This is a genomic window from Meiothermus granaticius NBRC 107808 (assembly GCF_003574355.1).
Classification (GTDB): Bacteria; Deinococcota; Deinococci; order Deinococcales; family Thermaceae; genus Meiothermus; species Meiothermus granaticius.
Map to the genome: position 1 here is coordinate 1 of NZ_QWLB01000009.1, position 18,106 is coordinate 18,106.

Here is an 18,106-nt window from a genome sequence, read left to right on the forward strand (position 1 = left end):
TACCGCGCCCTGGTCGTACGCTACGAACGCAAAGCCGATAACTACCGGGGACTGATGGTCTTCGCCTTCCTCCTCATCTGCATCCGCGTTCTACTCCACTGGTGAGCCCTATTCTTGGACTACTTGTTTAGTTATCTGGGACAGCCCCAAACTGTTTTAACAGCAACCCGGTGCCGCCGGGTGAGGGGTTGCAATGACGATGTCCATGCCAATGACAAAAGCCTGGTTCCGCCTTCACACCAGCAGCTCAGTGGTGCTCTTGACTTGCCGCAGCACCGCCGAGGAGATTACCGTGCTCAGGCCCGGAATGGCGGTAAGGTGATCCAACAAGAATTTTTGAAAGTCGTTCAGGTCGGCCACCATAATTTTAAGCAGAAAGTCGTCCTCGCCCATCACCACATGGCACTCGGTGACCTCGGGGTACTTGAGCACCTCCTGCTCGAAGCGCTCCACATCGGCCCGGCTCTTGTGGTCGAGCTTGACCCGCACAAACACACACAGACTGCGCCCCACCTTTTCTGCGTCCAGCAGGGCCACATAGCCGCGAATCACCCCCAGCTCCTCCAGCCGCCGGACCCGGCGCAGGCAGGTCGAGGGGGAGAGGTTGACCAGCTCGGCCAGCTCGTTGTTGGGGATGTTACCCCGGCGCTGCAGGATGCCCAGGATTTTGCGATCCTTTTTGTCCAGTTCAATGGATGCCATAGGATTGCATCATTTTATCTATTGATGAAATGGAATGGCTTTATTAGAGTTCGAGACGGGCGTTATTGCACCCCCCTGCCGGGGTTAGGGTGCTATCTTGTCACCTGAGGTCGTCTATGAAAATTCGAACCCGTGCCGTCCATGCCGGACACCACCCCGACCCCCTGACCGGTGCCCATGTGGTGCCTATCTATAGCACCTCCACCTTTGCCTATGGCTCGTTTGCCAGGGGGGAGCGGCTTTTTGCCGGGGAGGAGTCCGGCTACATCTATGGGCGCATCGGCAACCCCACCGTGCGGGCCTTTGAGGAAAAACTGGCCAGCCTCGAGGGGGCCGAGGACGCGGTGGCCTTTGCCAGCGGGATGGCCGCCATCAGCGCCCTGTGTACCACCTTGCTGGCCCCCGGCGACGAAGTGGTGTATCTGGCCCCGCTCTACGGGGGCACCGAGGGCTATTTTCTGGAGACCCTGACCAAGTTTGGGGTGCGCGTGACCGACGCGGGTAGCGTGGAGAACCTGCCCCAGGCCCTCACACCGGCAACCAGGCTGGTCTACCTCGAGACCCCCACCAACCCCACCCTGCGCATCCACGACCTTTCGGCGGTGGCCCAGATTGCCCGCGCAAGAGGCGTGCGGACGGTGGTGGACAACACCTTCGCCACGCCCTACCTGACCCGGCCCCTGGAGCACGGCATTGACCTGGTGCTGCACTCGGCCACCAAATACCTGGGCGGGCACGGCGACTGTCTGGCAGGGGTGCTGGCGGGCCCCAGGGAGGTCATGGAGGCGGTGCGGGCCGAGGGGCTGCGGCACATCGGCGGCACCCTGGGGGCCTTCGAAGGTTACCTGATGCTGCGGGGCCTCAAGACCCTGCCCCTGCGGATGGAGGCCCACTGTGCAGGTGCAGCCCAGGTGGCCGAATACCTCTCCCAGCACCCCGCCGTCCGGCGGGTCTACTACCCCGGCCTGCCCTCCCACCCCGGGCACGAGACTGCCCGGCGGCAGATGCAGGGCTTTGGGGGGCTGGTCTCCATCGAACTCGAGTCCAAACAGGCCGCGGCCCTCTTCCTGGATAGCCTGAAGCTCTTTACCCAGGCGGTCAGCCTGGGCGATGTGGAGTCGCTGGCCACCCACCCGGCCTCCACCACCCACCAGCTTCTGCCGCCTGAGGTTCGGGCGGCCCACGGCGTGAGCGACAGCCTGGTGCGGCTCTCGGTGGGCATCGAAGACCCCGAAGACCTGATTGCCGACCTCGAGCAGGCCTTGGAGCATGTCATGCAAACCTTGTTGGCCCGGCGTTAGGCTGAGCGCACCTTATCAGCGCTACCGGGCCCTGGGCGACACAGATGCGCCGTTTTCTCGCCTTCAGGGGGTTGCTGTGAAACGCACGTTCGAACAAGCCCGTTCTTTCCTGACGCAGGCTGCCTTGTCAGAGAGCCTTGAGGAGCGTGAAGCTGTAATTGCCGAGGTGCGCCGGGATTCAGGCTTTTTCGAAGGGTATTCTCCTGATCAAGTTTGGTTGTTACAAGGCATTTGGTCTGACGTTATCAATGGGGCACGGGAGATCGCCCTGGCCCGTGGAACTACTCGAGGGAAGCCTTCTTTTTCTGATAGCCTCTAAATTGCAAAGAAATTCATCACGAGCGTTGATTATAGTGTTTTATTTCACAAAATAACCCCACTCCCCCCGACCCTACAGGGACGAGGGGAAAGCCATGAGGGAACCTAAGCCGGAATACAGGCCATGAGCCTTTGCTCGATCTCGGCCTGCTGCCTGGAGAGCCCCTGCCCGATGAACACCAGCTCGGTGGGGTCCTGGTTGAGGGCCTCGAGCTGGGCCCGGTAGCGCTCCTGCTCGGCCTTGGACAGGGTCAACAGCTCACGTTCATGCAAGGGTTCCATCATGGGCTCGAGCACGATCTGCTTCCCGGCCTGGGAGAGCACGATCGGCACGTGGTTTACGAACTTCACCCAGCCCTTGGCCCGCACCACCCCTTTGGGCCAGCCGTGCAAGAAGGCCTCGAAGGCCTGGGCCTCAAAACCCTGTTCGCTCCTGAACACAAAGCTCTCGAAGCCGTATTCTTCAACTTCTGAACTGGGCTTGTCCCACTCGGCCTCCCAGTCGGGGTGGGCCTGGCCGGTGGCGTAGTCGTAAAGCCCGGTGCCCAGGATTTGCTCCGGCGCAATCTGGCCCTGAACCGTGCGGTGGATCTGGGCGGTAGGGTTGAGCTCCCGCACAAAGGACTCCAGCTTTTGCAACTCGGCCTCACCCACCCGGTCGGCCTTGTTCAGGAGCACGATGGAGGTGAACTCGAGCTGATCCGCCAGCAGGGGGGCCAGGGGCTCCGTGACCGGATTGCCCTCCTCGTCCTCCACCTCCCGGCTGCTCTGCCAGGTCTCCCAGAAGTTTTCTGCGTCCACCACGGTGATGATGCTATCCAGCCGCACCCGCTCCGGCAGATCGGCCATGTGGAAGGTCTGGGCGATGGGCAGGGGCTCCCCGATCCCGGTGGACTCGATGAGGATGTAGTCCAGGTCCAGCTCCGAGAGCGAGCGCAGCTCATGGAGCAGGTCTTCCCGCAGGGTGCAGCAGATGCAGCCGTTGGACATCTCGATCATCTTCTCGGTGGTGTGGCGCACCAGCCGGGCGTCTACGTTCACCGCGCCGAACTCGTTCACCACCACCGCGATCTTTTTGCCGTGCTGGGCCGAGAGCAGGTGGTTGACCAGGGTGGTCTTGCCCGCCCCCAGAAACCCCACCAGCACCGAGGTTGGAATGGGCGCTTTCATAGCTTCTGCTCCTTAAAAAGCACATGTTGGCGCACTTTGGGGTCGTACTTTCGCAGGGTTAGCCTCTCGGGGGTGTTCAGGCGATTCTTCGAGGTCACGAAGGAGGTGCCGGTTCCGGTGGTGGAGACCATTCGAATCAGGATGCGTGGGCCTTGTTTGGGCATAGCGAGTATTGATAATGCATTATCAATAACTGAGCTGTCAAGAGGGGCTCTTCTGGCCCTGCTGAAGCGCCTGCCAAGCACCCTAGGGTGTCCATGGAGAGGAAGTATGGAAAGCAGCCTCCCTGAGTCGGGGCTCGAGGCGAAGGATAGGCACGGCAGCCCTTGCTACTCTCAATCCGAAGATGGGTCCAGCCAAGGTTTGTGTTATGTGGCTGTATTTAGGGAGAGTGGAACGTTTTGAAGTGCGGTACATTCGAAGTATGAAACACTCTGTGGTTCAGCAGGCCGTACAGCTTGGGGTCAAGGGCCGTCTGGTGCTACCCGCCGGGGTACGCAGGGCTCTGCGGCTGCAGGAGGGGGATCGTCTGCTGTTACGGCTACGGGACGATGGGGTGATCGAGTTGGTCAAGGCGCAGGAGGTTGTGCTGGGGAACAAGGGTCTCTTGCAGCGCCTCTATCCCGTCCTGAGGGGGAAAACCCTGGCTCAAGAGCTGATCCAGGAAAGGCGCAGGGAGGCCCAGCAGGAATGAGCGTGGTGCTGGATGCCTCGGCCTTGCTGGCCTACCTCAACCAGGAGGCGGGGGCCGAGGCCGTGGCGGAGCAGATGGTCAGGGGCGGATTTATCAGCGCCGTCAATCTGGCCGAGGTCTACAGCAAGGTGACCGAGTGGGGCCAGGATGCGCACCTGCTCGAGCAGGCCCTGGTGCGCCAGGGTTTGCTGGGGGGTGTACTGGAGGTGGTGCCCTTCGGCCCCGAGGACGTCCTGCGGGTGGCCGCGCTACGACCCCTGACCAAAACCCAGGGGCTATCCCTGGGGGATCGAGTCTGTCTGGCGTTGGCCCAGCGGCTGGGATTGCCTCACCACCGACAGCGCCTGGATCAACCTGGACGCAGGGGTTGAGGTGCGGGTCGTGTGTTAGGGCAGATTCCTTAGATACGTCAATGCCTCGGCCAGGTGCGCCTTCTGGATGTTCTCTGCCTTTGCCAAATCGGCGATGGTACACGCCACCCGCAGGATGCGGTCGTAGCTGCGGGCATTCAGGCGGGCAGCAGGAACATTCCCTGGGGCGCGAACTGAACCTTGACCCTCTCGCCACGGCCGGGGAGCTCTGGGGCGTCGCCGGCCACTACCCCCTCGAGCCGCCCCACCGGGGTATCCAGGCTAAATTCGGTGGAGGAACCCAGAAAAGAGACCAGGTGCATGGTGCCGTCCAGGCCGTCGCCACTGGGGTATACCCGCAGGGCCTCGGGGCGCACCATGACGGTCACTTTGCCCGAGATGCCCTGTTGCTGGTAGGGCTGGCGGTAGCCGGCCACCTCCACATAGCCCCCGTGGTACTGCCCTTCGAAGAAATTGGCCCGCCCGATGAAGTCGGCCGCGAAGCGGCTAATGGGCCTGGTATAGAGGGTGCGGGGGTCGCCCTGCTGCTCGATGACTCCCTTGTTCATCAGCACCACCAGGTCGGAGATGGCCATGGCCTCTTCCTGGTCGTGGGTCACGTAGAGCGAGGTGATGCCCAGCTCCTGCTGCAGGTCGCGGATTTCCTCGCGCACCCGTTTGCGTAGCTTGGCATCGAGGTTGGAGAGCGGTTCGTCGAAGAGCAGCACTCGCGGCTGCATCACCAGCGAGCGGGCCAGGGCCACGCGCTGCTGCTGCCCTCCCGAGAGGGCGGCCACCGGGCGTTCCTCGAGGCCACTCAGGCCCACCTGATGCATCACCTCGGCTACCCGTTCACGAATTTCCCCCTTGGGGCGGCGGGTCACCTCGAGGCCATAGGCGATGTTGTGATACACGTTCATGTGGGGGAACAGGGCGTAGCTCTGGAACATCATGGTGATGTCGCGCAGGTACGCCGGTAGCCGGGTCACGTCTTCCCCGCCAAAGAGAATCCGCCCTTCGGTGGGGCGCTCGAGGCCGGCTACCATCCGCAGGATAGTGGTTTTGCCGCAGCCCGAAGGGCCCAGCAGGGTGATGAGCTTCCCCGCCGGTAGCTCCAGATCCACCTTTTCGACCGCCGTGACCTTGCCAAATTTTTTGACGATGCCCTCGAGCTTGACCGATACCGCCTGTGGGCTTCCGGTTAGGTTTGCCGAAACTGCTTGTTGCATGGTTACCTCACACTGCGGCTTCCAGCGAGGTGCCGCGCCCCAGCCGCCGCGAGACGGCAAACAGAATCAAAATGACCGTGAGCAGCCCCAGAATCATCACCGTAGCCATGGCCGCACCCCGCCCCAGGTCGCCCTGCTCGATCCAGCGCAGCATCAGCACGGTAGCGAGGGTATTGCCGGGGCTGATCAGGAAAATAATCTGGCTGATGGCGGTCATGCCGCGCACAAACGCAAAGACCATCCCGGCCAGAAGCTGCGGTATGAGCAGGGGGATCAACACCCGGCGCAGGGTGGTGCTGGAGGGGGCCCGTAGCAGGGTGGAGGCTTCCTCGAGGCTCTTGTCAATCTGCGAAAGACCCGAGATGACCCCCCGCACCGCCGCCGGCATATTACGAAAGACCAGCGCGAGCACGATGATGATACCGGTACCGGTGAGTAGCCAGGGGCCGGTGTTGAAGGCCAGGATGTAGGCCACCCCCATCACGGTGCCGGGGGTGGCAAAGGAGAGCATCGAACCGACCTCCAACAGCCCCCGTCCCCAGAACTGCTGCCTCGAGACCAGGTAGGCAATCAAGAAACCCACCAGGGTAGCGATGATGGCGCTGATAAAGGCCAGTTGGGCAGTCTTGAGCAGCACCGGCAGGCCCAGGTTGGTCAGGTCTACGTAATGTTTGAAGGTAAAGCTATTGTTGATGCCCCAGATCTGCACAAAAGAGCCATAGAAAATCGAGAAGTACAGCAGCACCACCGCCAACCCCCACAGGGCCAGGATGGTTTGCAGGGTGCGCTCGAGCCAGACCGGCAAGGGCGAAAAGTTGCCCGCCCCCGGCTTACCGGTGACCGTGACAAACGAGGTGTTGCCCAGCCAGAGCCGCTGCAAGCCAAAAATAGTCAGCACCAGACAGAGCAGCACCACGCCATAGACGGCGGCCTCGTTGGGATCGTAGCGCCCGGTCAGGGCCAGGAAGACCTCGGTAGCTAGAAAGTTGCGGTCACCACCCAGCAGCATGGGGTTTCCGAAGTCGGCCAGCGACTCGATGATGGTGAGCAGGAAAGCCGCTGCCAGCCCAGGGCGCAGGAGCGGCCAGGTGATGTCGCGGAAGGTGTGCCAGGGGTGGGCCCGCAGGGTGGCCGAGGCCTCCTCCAGGGAGGCATTAAGCCCCTGCACCGAGCCCCGCAGAATCAAAAACGCCACCGGCGTGAAAGCAAAGACCTGGGCAATGGCCACCCCGTTGATACCAAACAGAAAGCTGGTTTTGAGGCCCAGCAGGTCACTGGTGATGATGCCGCTGCGTCCCAGCCAGTAGGTGAGCGCGAAGGCAAACACGAATGGGGGTGTGATCAGGGGCAGCAGGCTTACCACCGCCAGACTGCGGCGTACCCAGGCCGCCCTCGAGCGCTGCTCCAGAAGCGCAAACACCAGCCCCAGGGCAGTGGTGATGGGGGCCACGATCAAGGCCAGGTAAAGGCTGGTGGGGAATGCCCCGCCGCCAAAAATCCCCGCTCCAACAATCCAGCCCAGCAGCAAACCCACGCCCAGCCCGGTGAGCACTCGAGGCCAGCGAAAGCCCCCTCGAGCCGCCAGCCCGGCGCCCAGGAGGCCCAATGCCAGGGTTGTCAGGTTCACCAGCAGTTGTTCGGAGTGGTCGGTGTAGGGGTTTTCGATGCTGATGAAGAGGGGCGAGGTCAGGACACTCTGAATCTTGTTCAGGGTGAAGACCCCTTTGACCAGCACCGACTCGCGCAACACGGTAAAGAGCGGGTAGACGATGAACAGCAGCACGAAGAGGCTTGTGAGCAGGATGCTGCTGGTCACAAAGGGGTCGTTCTGGATGATGCCCGACTCGCTCAGCCCGATGCCGACCATCACCAGCAGGGCAGTCAATGCAATGAAAGCACCCACCCCAAAGGGCACCGAAGTGGCGACCAGCCAGCCCACCCCAGCCAGGAACCCCGCACCCCCCAGCCCCGCCAGGGCGTAGCCGCGCTGCACCAGGGGCAGGTGCAGCAGGCTCGAAAGGGTCAGCACCACCACCACCGCCAGTAGCAGCCCCCCCAGCCAGGGCGCTTGGTTCAGCACCAGCAGCCTGCTATCGAACTCGAGCAGGTTGCGGTCGGTGCGCCCCCAAGGCAGCACCAGCAAGCTAATCAAGGCCACCAGGCCGGCCATCCAGGCCGGTGAGCGTCCACTGGCAATGCCCTTGAGGCTCGTTCTTCCAATTACCGCCATATGAACTCCCCTCATCAAGAACCCGAGCCTACCCTTGGAATCGGCTCGAGTTCTGCAGCGAATGTCTTTGAACTTCCAGGCCCCAATAGGGATTGATCCACCTAGGCCGATACAAGGACTACATTTCTTGGTAGCCCTTCCGCGCGCGCACTAGCGGCGTGGCAGGGGGAAGACTTCTCGAGTCCACCGGGCAATCAACCGCTGGCGCAGATCGGGGTTGCCAAACTTCTTAGCATCGTAGTTGATCAGCTTGAAGTCCTTGGGGTCGGGGATGCCCTCAATGAGGGGGGTCTTGGTGTTGGACGGCAGTGAGAAAATGCCTGCCTGGAAGCCCACCTGCTGGCCCGCAGGCGAGACCGCCCAGTCCATGAAAGCCTGACCGTTGGCCTTGTTCTTGGCCCCGCGCACCAGGCTCAGGCCGCCGATCTCATAGCCGGTGCCTTCGCAAGGGGCCACAATCTCGATGGGGAAGCCCTGCTTCTTGAACTCCACCAGATCGTGCATGAACTGAATCCCGATGCCAATCTCGCCCCGCCCAAGGGCGATGCGTGGGGCCACCCCCGAACGGGTGTACTCGGCCACGTTGCGGTGGTAGCTTTTCATCAGATTGAAAGCCTCATCCTCGCCAAAGATCTGGACCAAGGTGGCGATCTGGGTATAAGCCGTACCTGAGGTGTTGGGGTTGGAAACCTGGATCAGTCCACGGTAGGCCGGGTTGGCCAGGTCTTTCCAGCAGCGGGGGATGGGTGCACCCCGGTCTTGCAAGACCTTGGGATTGATGCCAAAACCTAAAATCCCCTGATAGAGGGGGATGTAAGTAGTACCGATGGCGGCCTTCATAACCGGTGAAAGGTCGTTGTAGGCCTTGACGCGGTACCACTCGGTAATGGCATCTTTGAAGGCTTCGTAGTGGGGATCGCCGGTGCCACCAAACCACACATCAAAAGTGGGGTTGGCCTGTTCGGCCCGCAGGCGGGCTAGGGCCTCGTTGGTGGAAACGCTGACGATACGCACATCAATGCCGGTAGCCTGCTTGAAGGCCGGGCCCAGGGCCTCACACCAGTTCTGGGTGACGCTACAAATCACGTTGACTACGCGCTGTTGGGCCAAGCCCGTGCTCATCGTCAGGAGCAGAGCTACAAGAACCCACCAGCGGACATTCCGCTTCCATATAGCCATATTTGAGCCTCCTCGGCTGAATCATATGGCTTGTCAGAGAAATGTCAAGATTCAACCTCGAGCGCGAACCGTCCAAGGCTTCTCCCCATCTAGCCCGGCTGATGCGCTGGGTACACCTGGTTCCAGAGCCCCGAGAAGCTCCGGATTCTCTGGACAAAGAGCCTCTGAAGGCATACTTCAAGGCCCTTCCTGAGAAGGACCGCCCGGTGCTCGAGGCGGCCCTGCAAGCCCAAGCTCAGGTGCTGCTCACCGGTGACCTGCGTCACTTTGGGCCCATGATGGGCCGGACAGATCTGCCCCTCCTGGTGCTGAGCCCCAGTAACCGGCATCACCCCAAAGGCAGGGCAAACCCCACCCGGGCCCCGCCCTCCGCCCGGTTTTGCGCCCAGACCCGCCCCCCGTGCCAGCGCACTACCGCCGCCACCAGGGCCAGCCCCAGACCGCTCCCCTCGCTCGCATGAGGGCCCTGACGGAAGCGCTCGAAGAGCCCTTCGGTTGGCCCTTGCACACCGGGCCCGGTGTCCCAGACCTCGAGGCAACCCAAGCTCCCCTCGCGCCAGACCCGCACCCCCACCCGGCCTGCGGGGGTGAACTTGAGGGCGTTCTCCAGAAGGGCCTGCAGGGCGGCTCTCAAAGCGGTGGGGTCGGCCTGTACCCGGAGGGGTTCGGGGGGCAGCTCGAGGGTCAGGGCCAGCCCTTTGCGCTCAAAGAGGGGACGCAGCCCCTCGGCGCTGTCAAAGGCCAGGGCGTCGAGCTCGAGGGGCTCCGGGCGCAAGCCCCCGGCCTCGGCCCGCGAAAGCAGCAGGAGCTTCTCCACCAGCTCGCGCAGGTCCTCCGCCCCCCGGCGGGCCTCCTGCACGGGGGGGCTCGGTGGCATCTGCTCGAGCCGCCCCAGCAGCACCGTCAGGGGGGTACGCAGGGCGTGGGAAGCGTCCTGGCTGAAGCGGCGCTCCCGCTCGATTACGGTCTGCAGGGCTTCCAGCAGCCGGTTGACCGCCCGGGAGAGCCGCCACAGCTCGTCGTGGCTTTTGGGTTCGGGTAGCCGGGCCTGCCAGTTGTGCTGCTCGGCCAGGCGCAGGGCCGAACGGGTCAGGCGGTCGGCGGGGGCCAGGGCCCGGGTGTTCAGGAGATAGCCCAGCCCAAAGGCCAGCAGCACCGCGCCGGGCAGCAGCAGCCACAGCAGGGAATCCAGCGAGCGCAGGGCCTCGTTCACCGAGGTGAGCGGCAGGGCGGCCAGCAGGTAGAGTCCGGGCCCTACCGGGGCGCCCAGCAGCCGGTGCCCCTCGAGGGTGAAGTATCCCTCGCGGGCCTGGGCCAGGCGGCGCAACAGGCTGGGCTCGGGCAGGCGGCCCAGCGCGTCCTGCACGCCGCCTGAGCCGGTCAGGATCAGGGTCAGCTCGGGCAGCAGCCGGGGGAGCACCTCCAGGCTCTGGTCGGGCAGCAGGCGCACGTCCCCCTCCAGCGGGTCTCGGCCCACCAGGGGGCGGGCCAGGCTCAGGGCCCTGCTCAACTCGCGGTCCAGCCCGGCCAGAAGGCGCTGCTCCAACCCGACGCGCAGCCAGAGCCCCGCAGCCCCCACCACCAGGCCCACCAGCAGAGCCGAGAACAGGGTCAGGCGCAGGCGGAGGCTCATCCCCGAAAACGATACCCCAGGTTGCGTACGGTCTCGATGGCATCGTCGGCCAGCTTGCGCCGCAGGTAGCGCACATAGGTGTCCACCGTGCGCGGTTCGATGCTGGCCTCGCCGGGCCAGCACTTTTCCAGCAGCACTTCCCGGGGGTAGTACCCCTCCGGGTGTAGGGCCAGAAACTCCAGTAGGGCGAACTCCCGCCCGGAAAGCGGCACCGGTCGGCCCTCCCACCAGGCCCGGCGCAGCTCGAGGTCGAGCTCGAGCCGCCCCACCCCCAGCCGGTTGCGGGCCTCCCCCTTGGAGCGGCGCAGCAGGGCCCGCACCCGCGCCAGCAGCTCCCCGGTATGGAAAGGCTTGACCACATAATCGTCGGCACCGGCCTCGAGGCCGGCGATGCGGGCTTCGGGGGCATCCCGCGCGGTGAGGATCAGCACCGGGAGCTTCCGGCCCGCCCCGCGCAGCCGCTGCAGCAGGGCCAGCCCGTCCCCATCGGGCAGGCCCAGGTCGAGCACCAGCAGGTCGTAGGGAAAGCCCTCCAGCAGGCCCCAGGCCTCCTGGGCCAGGGTGGCCGTATCCACCGCCCAGCCCTGGGTTGTTAGCACCTCCTGCACCAGAGCGGCCAGGCGGGGGTTGTCCTCCAGCAGCAGAATTCGCATGGCTCAACGGTTCATGATCCGCAGCACCTGCCCGGTCCGGGCGTCCAGCCAGACCTCTTGTCCGGCCCCCTTGACCTCCCAGATCAGGCGGCCCTCTTTGAGTTTGAGCTCGAGCTCCTCCAGCGAAGGCACCAGGCTTTGGGCCAGGGCCAGGGCCCGGCGGAAGGGCAGGTGGGGCTGCCGGGTGTGGGGGGGGGCGGGGCGGGCCCGCAGGTAGGTCACCTGTCCGTTCTGCGTATCCACCCAGACCTCAAACCCGCCCAGGCGGATCTCCCATACCTGTAGGGCCTCCCTGGGCTTTCGCTTGAACTCGGCTTTGTAGGGCTCCAGGGGCAGGCTCAGGTAGCGCTGGGCCAGCAGCACGGCCTGCTCGAGGCCAATCCTCCCCTCCAGTAGGGTGGAGGGGAGGGGCTGGGCCAGCACGGCCCCGAGCAGGAGGAGTGCTGCGAGTGAGGGCATGCGTCCAGTTTAGCCCAGGGGTTCTCAGAACCCCCGGTCGGCCTTGATGATATCCAGCCCGGCCTCCGCCAGCATGCGGGCAACCTCGGGTTGGCTGGTCTGAAACCCTTTGGCCGCACTGAGCAGGTTGCGGACGGCGGGGTTGTTGTTGCGGTAGTAGGCCAGCTCGGCCTCGAGGCGCTGGACTCTCTGCTGGGCCCGCTGGGCCTGGTAGGCCTGCTTGGCGCTGCGGTCAGGGGTGGAAGGCTCCCTCTTGGAGCGGCCATAGGTTTGTCCGTTGAGGAGGAGCGTGGCCTGGTAAACCTTTTTGGCCGCGTCGGCCCGCTCCCTGGCGGCGAAGTACCGTTGGGCCTGCAGGTCGCTCTGGGCCTGGGTCAAAAGCGCATCCCCCTGCGAAAGCCAGGCCGGGATGTTGCTCAGGCGAAGGCCCTCCAGATAGCTCTTGGTGGCCTGGGCCTTGGCGACCCCCTGGGTGGCCTGCTGCACCAGACGCTGCTGGGTAGGGCTCTGGGTCGGGGTGGGGGGTGGGGTCTGAGCCAGGGCCAGACCCAAGACCAGGGGCATCCACAGTAGCTGTTTCATGTTCGGTTCTCCTTTGGCCTTAGGCCGAGCGCAGGGTAGCAGGCCAATGTGGGAAGGAGGTTGAGGGCAATCCTCCGGTACAATGCAGGTATGTTCAGCCTCAAGGAGTGGCAGCGAGAGCACCTGCGCCGGCAACCTTTCCCGGCGGAGTGGGTGCCAATTCTGGAGCGCAACGTGGCGCATTACCACCACCTGAGCCCCCTGGAGCAGCAGGCCTTGCAGGGCCACGTGCAGGTGTTTCTGCACGAGAAGCCCTTTGAAGGGTGCGGGGGCCTGGAGATCACCGATGAAATTCGGGTGACCATCGCCGCAGAAGCCTGTTTGCTCCTGCTGGGCGGGGCCAGCGACGGCTTCCCGCACTGCAACCGGGTTCTGGTCTACCCCGGCGCTTTTGTGTCCACGGTGACGCGGGCTTTGCCGGGGGGTGTGCTGGCCAAGGGCGAGTTGGTTCGGCTGGGGGAGTCCTGGGGCTGGGGCAACGTGGTGCTTTCCTGGGACGATGCCCTCAAAGGGGCGCGGGCCCTGGCCGGGGCGCACAGCGTGGTGCTGCACGAGTTTGCCCACCAGATCGACGAAGAGAACGGGGCCGCCGATGGGGTTCCCCGCCTGCGGGGCTCGAGGGGGGTCTACGCCACCTGGGCCAGCGTGATGCGGCAGGCCTTTGAGCAGCTGTCCCAGGAAAAGGCCCATCCTTCCTTTTCCAAAGAGGTGCTCGACACCTACGGGGCCACCAACCCGGCGGAGTTTTTTGCGGTGGCCAGCGAGACTTTTTTCGAGCGCCCCCAAGCGCTTCTGGCTCAGCACCCCCAGGTGTACGCGCAGCTGAAGGACTTTTATCGGCTCGACCCACTGGCCTGGCGATAGGGTCCTTGAGTGGCGGGGGCTTTTGCAAACCCCCAACCTGCCCGTGTTGGGCTATCCCTTACCTGCGCGACCTGGAGGAGGTTTAGGCCTCCTCGATGGGGATCACGAGCGCATCGAGTGCGCGTGGATAGTTGGTGAGCCACTCGACCCCCTGTGCGGTGATGAGCACCGTGTCCGAGTGGCGGAAGCCCCCCAGGCCCGGCACATAGAGGCCGGGCTCGACGCTCAGCACCATTCCGGGCTCGAGCACGGCGGTCTCCCCGATGTCTAGGAAGGGGCTCTCGTGAATGCGCTGCCCCAGGCTATGGCCCACGTGGTGCCGCCAGTGCTCGGTCAGGTCCTCCCGCTCACAGTAGGCCCGCACGGCCCGGTCAACCCCGGCGCAGGTTCGCCCGGGGCCCAGGTGCTCCAGCGCCAGGTCCTGCAGTGCCAGCATGTGCTGGAAATAGCGGCGCTGCTCTGGAGTGGGTTCGCCGAGAAACATGGTGCGCTCCAGTTCGCTCAAATAGCCCCACACCCCGGCACTGGCCCCGGTGACCAGGTTGTCCCCAGGCTGAAAGGCCGCGTTGATGTTGATGGCGTGTGGCAGGGCGCTGTTGGGCCCGATCTGGCCACGGTAGAGGGCCACCGCCCCGTTAATCCAGCGGTTATGGCTTCGAAATCCCGGCCCCAACGCCGCCTGCATGGCCTGGGTGGCCTCACGGGTGGCCCGCGCCTCGACCTCTCCCTCGGTGAGCCCAGGGCGGGTGTAGCGCTGCAGCAAGCGGTGGGCGTGCGCAGCCCAGCGGGCACTCTCCCGGATGAGGGAGAGCTCGTGCGGGGATTTCAGGGCCATCTGGTGGTCGAGTGCGGTGGAGACCCGCCGCACCGATACCCCCTCGCTGAGGGCGGGGCCGGAGTAGCCCATGACCGGAGGGTAGCCATCGTGATCCACCCCCACGGGGCCGGGCGCTAGGCCCAAGCGCTGCAGGTGCTCGTGCAGGAGCTGGAGGGGGTGACGCTCGCCCGGAAACTCGGGGTACGAGCACACCTCTTCGGCTTGGCCGGTCTCGCGGGCGTGCTCGTGCTCGAGGCGGGGCACAAAGAGCACCCGCTGGCCCTCGCGGGTGATGATGAGGGCCACGGGCCGTTCGGTGGGGATGAAGACGAAGCCCGAGTAATACTGGATGAACTGGTCGTCAAAGAGCACCAAGCCCCTGAGGTCAGGCCCGGCGAACTCGAAGGCTTGCCGGGCTCGCTGGGCCCGCTCGCTGGGGGGGATGGGGCCGATCATGGGCGCTCCGGGACGAGGTGACGCCTCAGGAAGTCCCGCACCGTCTGAAGGTATCTCTCCCGCTCCTCGATCTGCGGTGAGTGGCCGCTCTCTTCAAAGACCACCAGCTCGCTGTTGGGAAGGAGCCGGTGCAGCTCCTGGCTGGCCTCGAGCGGGGTAATCCAGTCGTGCCGACCCACCGTGACCAACGCCGGGACCCTGACCTCGCCCAGGCGTCCGGTAAGGTCGTAGTGAGGCTGGTTGCGGCTAAAGGCCCAGTTGTGGGTCTGGTAGCGAAAGGGGATCGCGGCCAGCCGCCGGGCCTCCTCCGCAGGGTCGCGTTGGACGGTGTAGAGCGGCTGGATCATGGCAAAGCTCTGGCGGAAATCCTCGTCCGAGGTCATCTGCCCATTAAAGAGGCGGTCCAGGCGCTCCAAATCCATAGGGAAGCCGCTCGATAATGCCCGCTGCTTGGAGGTGTGCTGGTACTTATGGCTGGCTGCGGTATCGCGCAGGATGAGGGCGTGGAGCTGCTCCGGGTGGCGCAGGGCGTACTCCAGGGCGATAAAGCCGCCATAGGAGCCTCCCAGCAGCACGATTTTTCCCAACCCTAGAGCCTGCCGCAGCCCCTCGAGGTCCGCCACGAACTGCTCGTGGGAGTACGGCTCCCGACCCTCCGACTCGCCGTTGCCCCGCTGGTCGTAGCTGATTAGGCGAAAGGTATCGGTGAGGGGTTGAAATGCAGCCCAATCCCCCTTGCGGCTACCCATCCCCGGCCCACCGTGGAGGGTTACAAAGGGGGTCTTGTCGCCCCCCGAGTCCTCATAGACCAGCTTGACCCCATTGACTTCGATCGTTGGCATTGCGGCTCCTTGGGCATCTGCCCGGCTTTATCTTCGTTTCTCTAGATGGGCGGCTGCGGATACTCCCTACTTGTACCAGACCTCCTGGAGCACCCGCAGGATGTTGCCCCCCACCACCTTGGCGATGTCGCTGTCGCTATAGCCGTGCTTGACCAGCCAACGCACGATGTTGGGGAAGGCTTCAGCCGGGCTTTCCAGCCCATCTACCCACTCCACCTGGGGATACTCCAGGGTGCCCCGGCTGGCGGCAATGGAGAGGGCCTCGGAGAGGGTGTGGTGCAGGCCCACGTGATCGCCGAAGAGCACGTCCGGGCCGAAGGCGACATGGTCAATGCCCACCAGGTTCACGCAGTACTCGAAGTGCTCCATGAAGCTTTCGATGGAGTGACGGGGGGTCTTGCGGGTGATGGTGGTGTGGGGCGCGGCCTCGATGCCGATAACCCCGCCCTTGGCAGCGCAGGCTTGGATCACCTCATCGGGCTTTAGGCGGTTGGAGTTCCACAGGGCCCTGGCCCCCGCATGGGTGATGAAGACCGGCTTCTCGCTGACCTCAATGGTGTCCATGGAGGTGCGGTCGCCGGAGTGGGAGATGTCGATGGCGATCCCCAGCTTGTTCATCCGCTGGACCGCCTTGCGACCAAACACCGTGAGTCCCCCATCGTTGGGCTCGCGCAACCCCCCGCCGAGCTGGTTGCCCTCGCTGTAGGCGATCCCCAAGCAGCGCACCCCCAGGCCGTAGAGGATGTCCAGGCGGTCCAGCTCGTTCTCGATCATGGCCGCCCCTTCGAGCGAGACCACGAAAGCGATCTGGCCGTTTTGCTTGGCCCGCAGGATGTCCTCGGTGCGGGTAGCCAGCACCACCATATCCTGGTGGGCGATGTCCGAAAGGCGCATGCCGAGGTCGTAGATGATGTCATCCCACTTCCAGCCCCCTCTAGAGGTGATCATCGCGGTGCCGTTCATGAGGTTGTCGAAGACGCAGTCCAGACCGCTCACGCTCAGGCCTTCGTAGCCGGTCCAGTCCCGCCCCTGGCGACGGAACTCGAAGAACTCCGAGAGGTTCTCGGGGGCTATGAAGCAGTGGTCGTGCAAAGAGATGATGGGGTGCTCCTGGAAGATCCGCCGAACCCGCTCCTCCTGCTCCGGGCTGAGCTCTACCCTCCGGCTCGGCACCCGGTTCAGCTCCTTGGCCAGCTTGAAGGGCTTGTAGTCAAGGCCGGGCTCGAGGTACTGAAAGGACTTGTATCCGTCATAGCGTTTACTCTGCATAATTCGCTCCTGTTGCGGTGAGGGGCACAACCCTCGGCAGGGACAAGCGGTTTGCCGAGGCGAAAGCGGTGGCCTGAAGGGCCGCCCCGGCGATCAGACCGCCGGCGCTCAGGTAGGTGCTGGCCACCAAATGATAGGGATGGTGGAGAAACTCGTTGTAGGCTCCGCTAAACGCCGGCCACTCTTCAGGTCGGGTAGCCCCGGCCTGGCGGGCCATCTGCAGCGCGCGGGCCAGCAGTTGACGGGCCCCCATAAAGCCAAAATCCTGGTTGGGTCGAGGCTCACTGTCCAGGAGAAAGGGGGCCACAAAGCCCTCCCCAATGGGACATTCCCCAAGCCAGGCCCGCATCCGCTCGAGCACCTGCCCGGACTCCTCCAGCACCGCCCGCCATAGGGCTGGACCGCTATAGCCCAGAAACGGTGGGGTATTGGGGGGAAGCAGCTCACCCCGCGGGGTGAGCTGCTCGAGCGTCTCGCGCAACTCAGTTAGGACATGGCGGGCCTCCGAAAGTGCAGCGGGGCTGACCTCACCGGTTGAGGGGTCCGCCTTCCCCCGCGGTTGGACCTGCTTGAGGGCATTGGCCAGCAACCGCGAGGCCGGGAGCCACCCCAGCTGCAGGGCGCTGGCCCCAAACTCTGGATGAGCGCCAAACAAGATGACCTGGCCTGCGCCGACCGGTTGGTGGTAGGCGATCCGAGCACCCTGGGCGACACAGCGCTCGAGGGTCCTCGCTCCCCCAACCACCAGCGAGGCCTCGAAGGGGGTGAAGAACTGGCTCCCTTTCAGCACCTTCCCCGCGGCTCCCGGTGCCGGTGGAAAGAGAGGGCCGTTGTAGTGGACGATCTCGAAGGGGCCGGCCAAGCCCTCAAAGAGGGGAAGGTCCTCCGCTTGGACCCATATCCGGCCCGTTCCAGGGGAGTCCAGGCCCCACGCCCCCCCAGCCGCATTCAGCGGGGCCACCTCACACATCTGAAAACCCGCGGCGGTGGGAAAGGCTGTGCGGTAGGGGTCGCTCATCCTCAGGGGGTGGCAGGAGCCCGCACAGGTGCCGATGTAGGTCCCTCCGGAGTGAACCCAGCGGCGGACCTGAGCGACCCCCTCGGCCTGCAGGGGGTTGAGCTGGCCGGCCATGGCCAAGAGCCCGCCCCCGGGGAAGATCACCGCGTCTAGCCCCTCGAGCCCCCCGGCCACAATCTCCTCGGCATGGATCACTCGAGGCCGCCCCCCCCATAAGGCCAGCAGGGCCAGGTGGTGGGAGGGGGCCCCGCCGGAGGCATAGAGGGCTACCCGCAACCCCTCCAGGTAGGGGCGGATCCTCGTTAGGGTCTGTTCCCACCAATCGGTCATGGTCTCATTC

Annotated in this window: 20 protein-coding genes; 5 read left to right on the forward strand and 15 right to left on the reverse strand. The window is 64.5% G+C overall.

All coding sequences use genetic code 11. The features are described 5' to 3' along the window. Positions 1 to 234: 234 nt before the first annotated feature. Entirely contained in the window at positions 235 to 702 is a 468-nt protein-coding gene (locus Mgrana_RS04480) for an Lrp/AsnC family transcriptional regulator (RefSeq protein WP_206075050.1), read from the reverse strand. 116 nt (positions 703 to 818) lie between these two features. Here Mgrana_RS04480 and Mgrana_RS04485 point away from each other — a divergent pair, with 116 nt between their 5' ends. Both Mgrana_RS04485 and Mgrana_RS16680 read left to right on the forward strand, forming a co-directional pair. Further along, the gene (locus Mgrana_RS04485; protein ID WP_119356414.1) at positions 819 to 2,003 is read left to right on the forward strand and encodes a trans-sulfuration enzyme family protein; all 1,185 of its coding nucleotides are present in this window, start codon (positions 819 to 821) and stop codon (positions 2,001 to 2,003) included. A gap of 76 nt (positions 2,004 to 2,079) precedes the next feature. Continuing rightward, on the forward strand, positions 2,080 to 2,322 hold the full coding sequence (locus Mgrana_RS16680) for a hypothetical protein (RefSeq protein ID WP_147021201.1): 243 nt from the start codon (positions 2,080 to 2,082) through the stop codon (positions 2,320 to 2,322). A 104-nt stretch (positions 2,323 to 2,426) separates the two neighbouring features. On the opposite strand, the gene Mgrana_RS04490 is transcribed toward Mgrana_RS16680, so the two are convergent. Together Mgrana_RS04490 and rpmG are read right to left on the reverse strand one after the other, a co-directional pair. After that, complete coding sequence (locus Mgrana_RS04490) at positions 2,427 to 3,491, reverse strand: CobW family GTP-binding protein (protein WP_119356415.1); 1,065 nt, start codon at positions 3,489 to 3,491, stop codon at positions 2,427 to 2,429. Beyond that, entirely contained in the window at positions 3,488 to 3,655 is a 168-nt protein-coding gene (gene rpmG / locus Mgrana_RS04495; RefSeq protein ID WP_119356416.1) for a 50S ribosomal protein L33, read from the reverse strand. Before rpmG ends, Mgrana_RS04490 begins: the two co-directional genes overlap by 4 nt. 260 nt (positions 3,656 to 3,915) lie before the next feature. On the opposite strand from rpmG, the gene Mgrana_RS04500 reads away from it, so the two are divergent. Beyond that, on the forward strand, positions 3,916 to 4,185 hold the full coding sequence (locus tag Mgrana_RS04500) for an AbrB/MazE/SpoVT family DNA-binding domain-containing protein (protein ID WP_119356417.1): 270 nt from the start codon (positions 3,916 to 3,918) through the stop codon (positions 4,183 to 4,185). Then, positions 4,182 to 4,556 carry a type II toxin-antitoxin system VapC family toxin gene (locus tag Mgrana_RS04505; RefSeq protein WP_240631246.1) on the forward strand — a complete coding sequence of 125 codons (375 nt, stop codon included), beginning with the start codon at positions 4,182 to 4,184 and terminating at the stop codon, positions 4,554 to 4,556. The genes Mgrana_RS04500 and Mgrana_RS04505 overlap by 4 nt, the downstream gene beginning before the upstream one ends. Before the next feature lie 15 nt (positions 4,557 to 4,571). On the opposite strand, the gene Mgrana_RS17295 is transcribed toward Mgrana_RS04505, so the two are convergent. From Mgrana_RS17295 to Mgrana_RS04550, 8 genes are all read right to left on the reverse strand, one after another. Then, positions 4,572 to 4,664 carry a magnesium chelatase subunit ChlI family protein gene (locus tag Mgrana_RS17295; protein WP_338067255.1) on the reverse strand — a complete coding sequence of 31 codons (93 nt, stop codon included), beginning with the start codon at positions 4,662 to 4,664 and terminating at the stop codon, positions 4,572 to 4,574. Positions 4,665 to 4,693: 29 nt separating this feature from the next. After that, positions 4,694 to 5,764, reverse strand: a complete 1,071-nt coding sequence (locus Mgrana_RS04515) for an ABC transporter ATP-binding protein (protein WP_119356418.1) — start codon at positions 5,762 to 5,764, stop codon at positions 4,694 to 4,696. Between the two features lie 7 nt (positions 5,765 to 5,771). Continuing rightward, a complete protein-coding gene (locus Mgrana_RS04520; protein ID WP_119356419.1) occupies positions 5,772 to 7,994 on the reverse strand; it encodes an ABC transporter permease in 2,223 nt (740 codons plus the stop codon). 150 nt (positions 7,995 to 8,144) lie between these two features. Next, the gene (locus Mgrana_RS04525; RefSeq protein WP_240631247.1) at positions 8,145 to 9,116 is read right to left on the reverse strand and encodes an ABC transporter substrate-binding protein; all 972 of its coding nucleotides are present in this window, start codon (positions 9,114 to 9,116) and stop codon (positions 8,145 to 8,147) included. A 385-nt stretch (positions 9,117 to 9,501) separates the two neighbouring features. Continuing rightward, positions 9,502 to 10,806: a sensor histidine kinase gene (locus Mgrana_RS04535; protein ID WP_119356422.1), complete on the reverse strand. Its 1,305-nt coding sequence runs from the start codon at positions 10,804 to 10,806 to the stop codon at positions 9,502 to 9,504. Further along, complete coding sequence (locus Mgrana_RS04540) at positions 10,803 to 11,459, reverse strand: response regulator transcription factor (protein ID WP_119356423.1); 657 nt, start codon at positions 11,457 to 11,459, stop codon at positions 10,803 to 10,805. Before Mgrana_RS04540 ends, Mgrana_RS04535 begins: the two co-directional genes overlap by 4 nt. A 3-nt stretch (positions 11,460 to 11,462) precedes the next feature. Then, positions 11,463 to 11,918 carry a PepSY domain-containing protein gene (locus Mgrana_RS17045; protein ID WP_240631248.1) on the reverse strand — a complete coding sequence of 152 codons (456 nt, stop codon included), beginning with the start codon at positions 11,916 to 11,918 and terminating at the stop codon, positions 11,463 to 11,465. Between the two features lie 24 nt (positions 11,919 to 11,942). Next, the gene (locus Mgrana_RS04550) at positions 11,943 to 12,500 is read right to left on the reverse strand and encodes a hypothetical protein (protein ID WP_119356424.1); all 558 of its coding nucleotides are present in this window, start codon (positions 12,498 to 12,500) and stop codon (positions 11,943 to 11,945) included. Between the two features lie 90 nt (positions 12,501 to 12,590). Here Mgrana_RS04550 and Mgrana_RS04555 point away from each other — a divergent pair, with 90 nt between their 5' ends. Further along, positions 12,591 to 13,364 (forward strand): M90 family metallopeptidase, encoded by a 774-nt coding sequence (locus Mgrana_RS04555; RefSeq protein WP_119356425.1) that lies wholly within the window; start codon positions 12,591 to 12,593, stop codon positions 13,362 to 13,364. An 82-nt stretch (positions 13,365 to 13,446) separates the two neighbouring features. Here the strand turns inward: Mgrana_RS04555 and Mgrana_RS04560 are convergent, their stop codons facing one another. The 4 genes from Mgrana_RS04560 to Mgrana_RS04575 form a co-directional block, all read right to left on the reverse strand. Next, entirely contained in the window at positions 13,447 to 14,637 is a 1,191-nt protein-coding gene (locus Mgrana_RS04560) for a M24 family metallopeptidase (protein ID WP_119356426.1), read from the reverse strand. Next, the gene (locus Mgrana_RS04565) at positions 14,634 to 15,479 is read right to left on the reverse strand and encodes an alpha/beta fold hydrolase (protein ID WP_119356427.1); all 846 of its coding nucleotides are present in this window, start codon (positions 15,477 to 15,479) and stop codon (positions 14,634 to 14,636) included. Before Mgrana_RS04565 ends, Mgrana_RS04560 begins: the two co-directional genes overlap by 4 nt. 66 nt (positions 15,480 to 15,545) lie before the next feature. Then, a complete protein-coding gene (locus Mgrana_RS04570) occupies positions 15,546 to 16,748 on the reverse strand; it encodes a dipeptidase (RefSeq protein ID WP_119356428.1) in 1,203 nt (400 codons plus the stop codon). Beyond that, on the reverse strand, positions 16,738 to 18,096 hold the full coding sequence (locus tag Mgrana_RS04575; protein ID WP_119356429.1) for a BPL-N domain-containing protein: 1,359 nt from the start codon (positions 18,094 to 18,096) through the stop codon (positions 16,738 to 16,740). The genes Mgrana_RS04570 and Mgrana_RS04575 overlap by 11 nt, the downstream gene beginning before the upstream one ends. Positions 18,097 to 18,106: the final 10 nt, after the last annotated feature.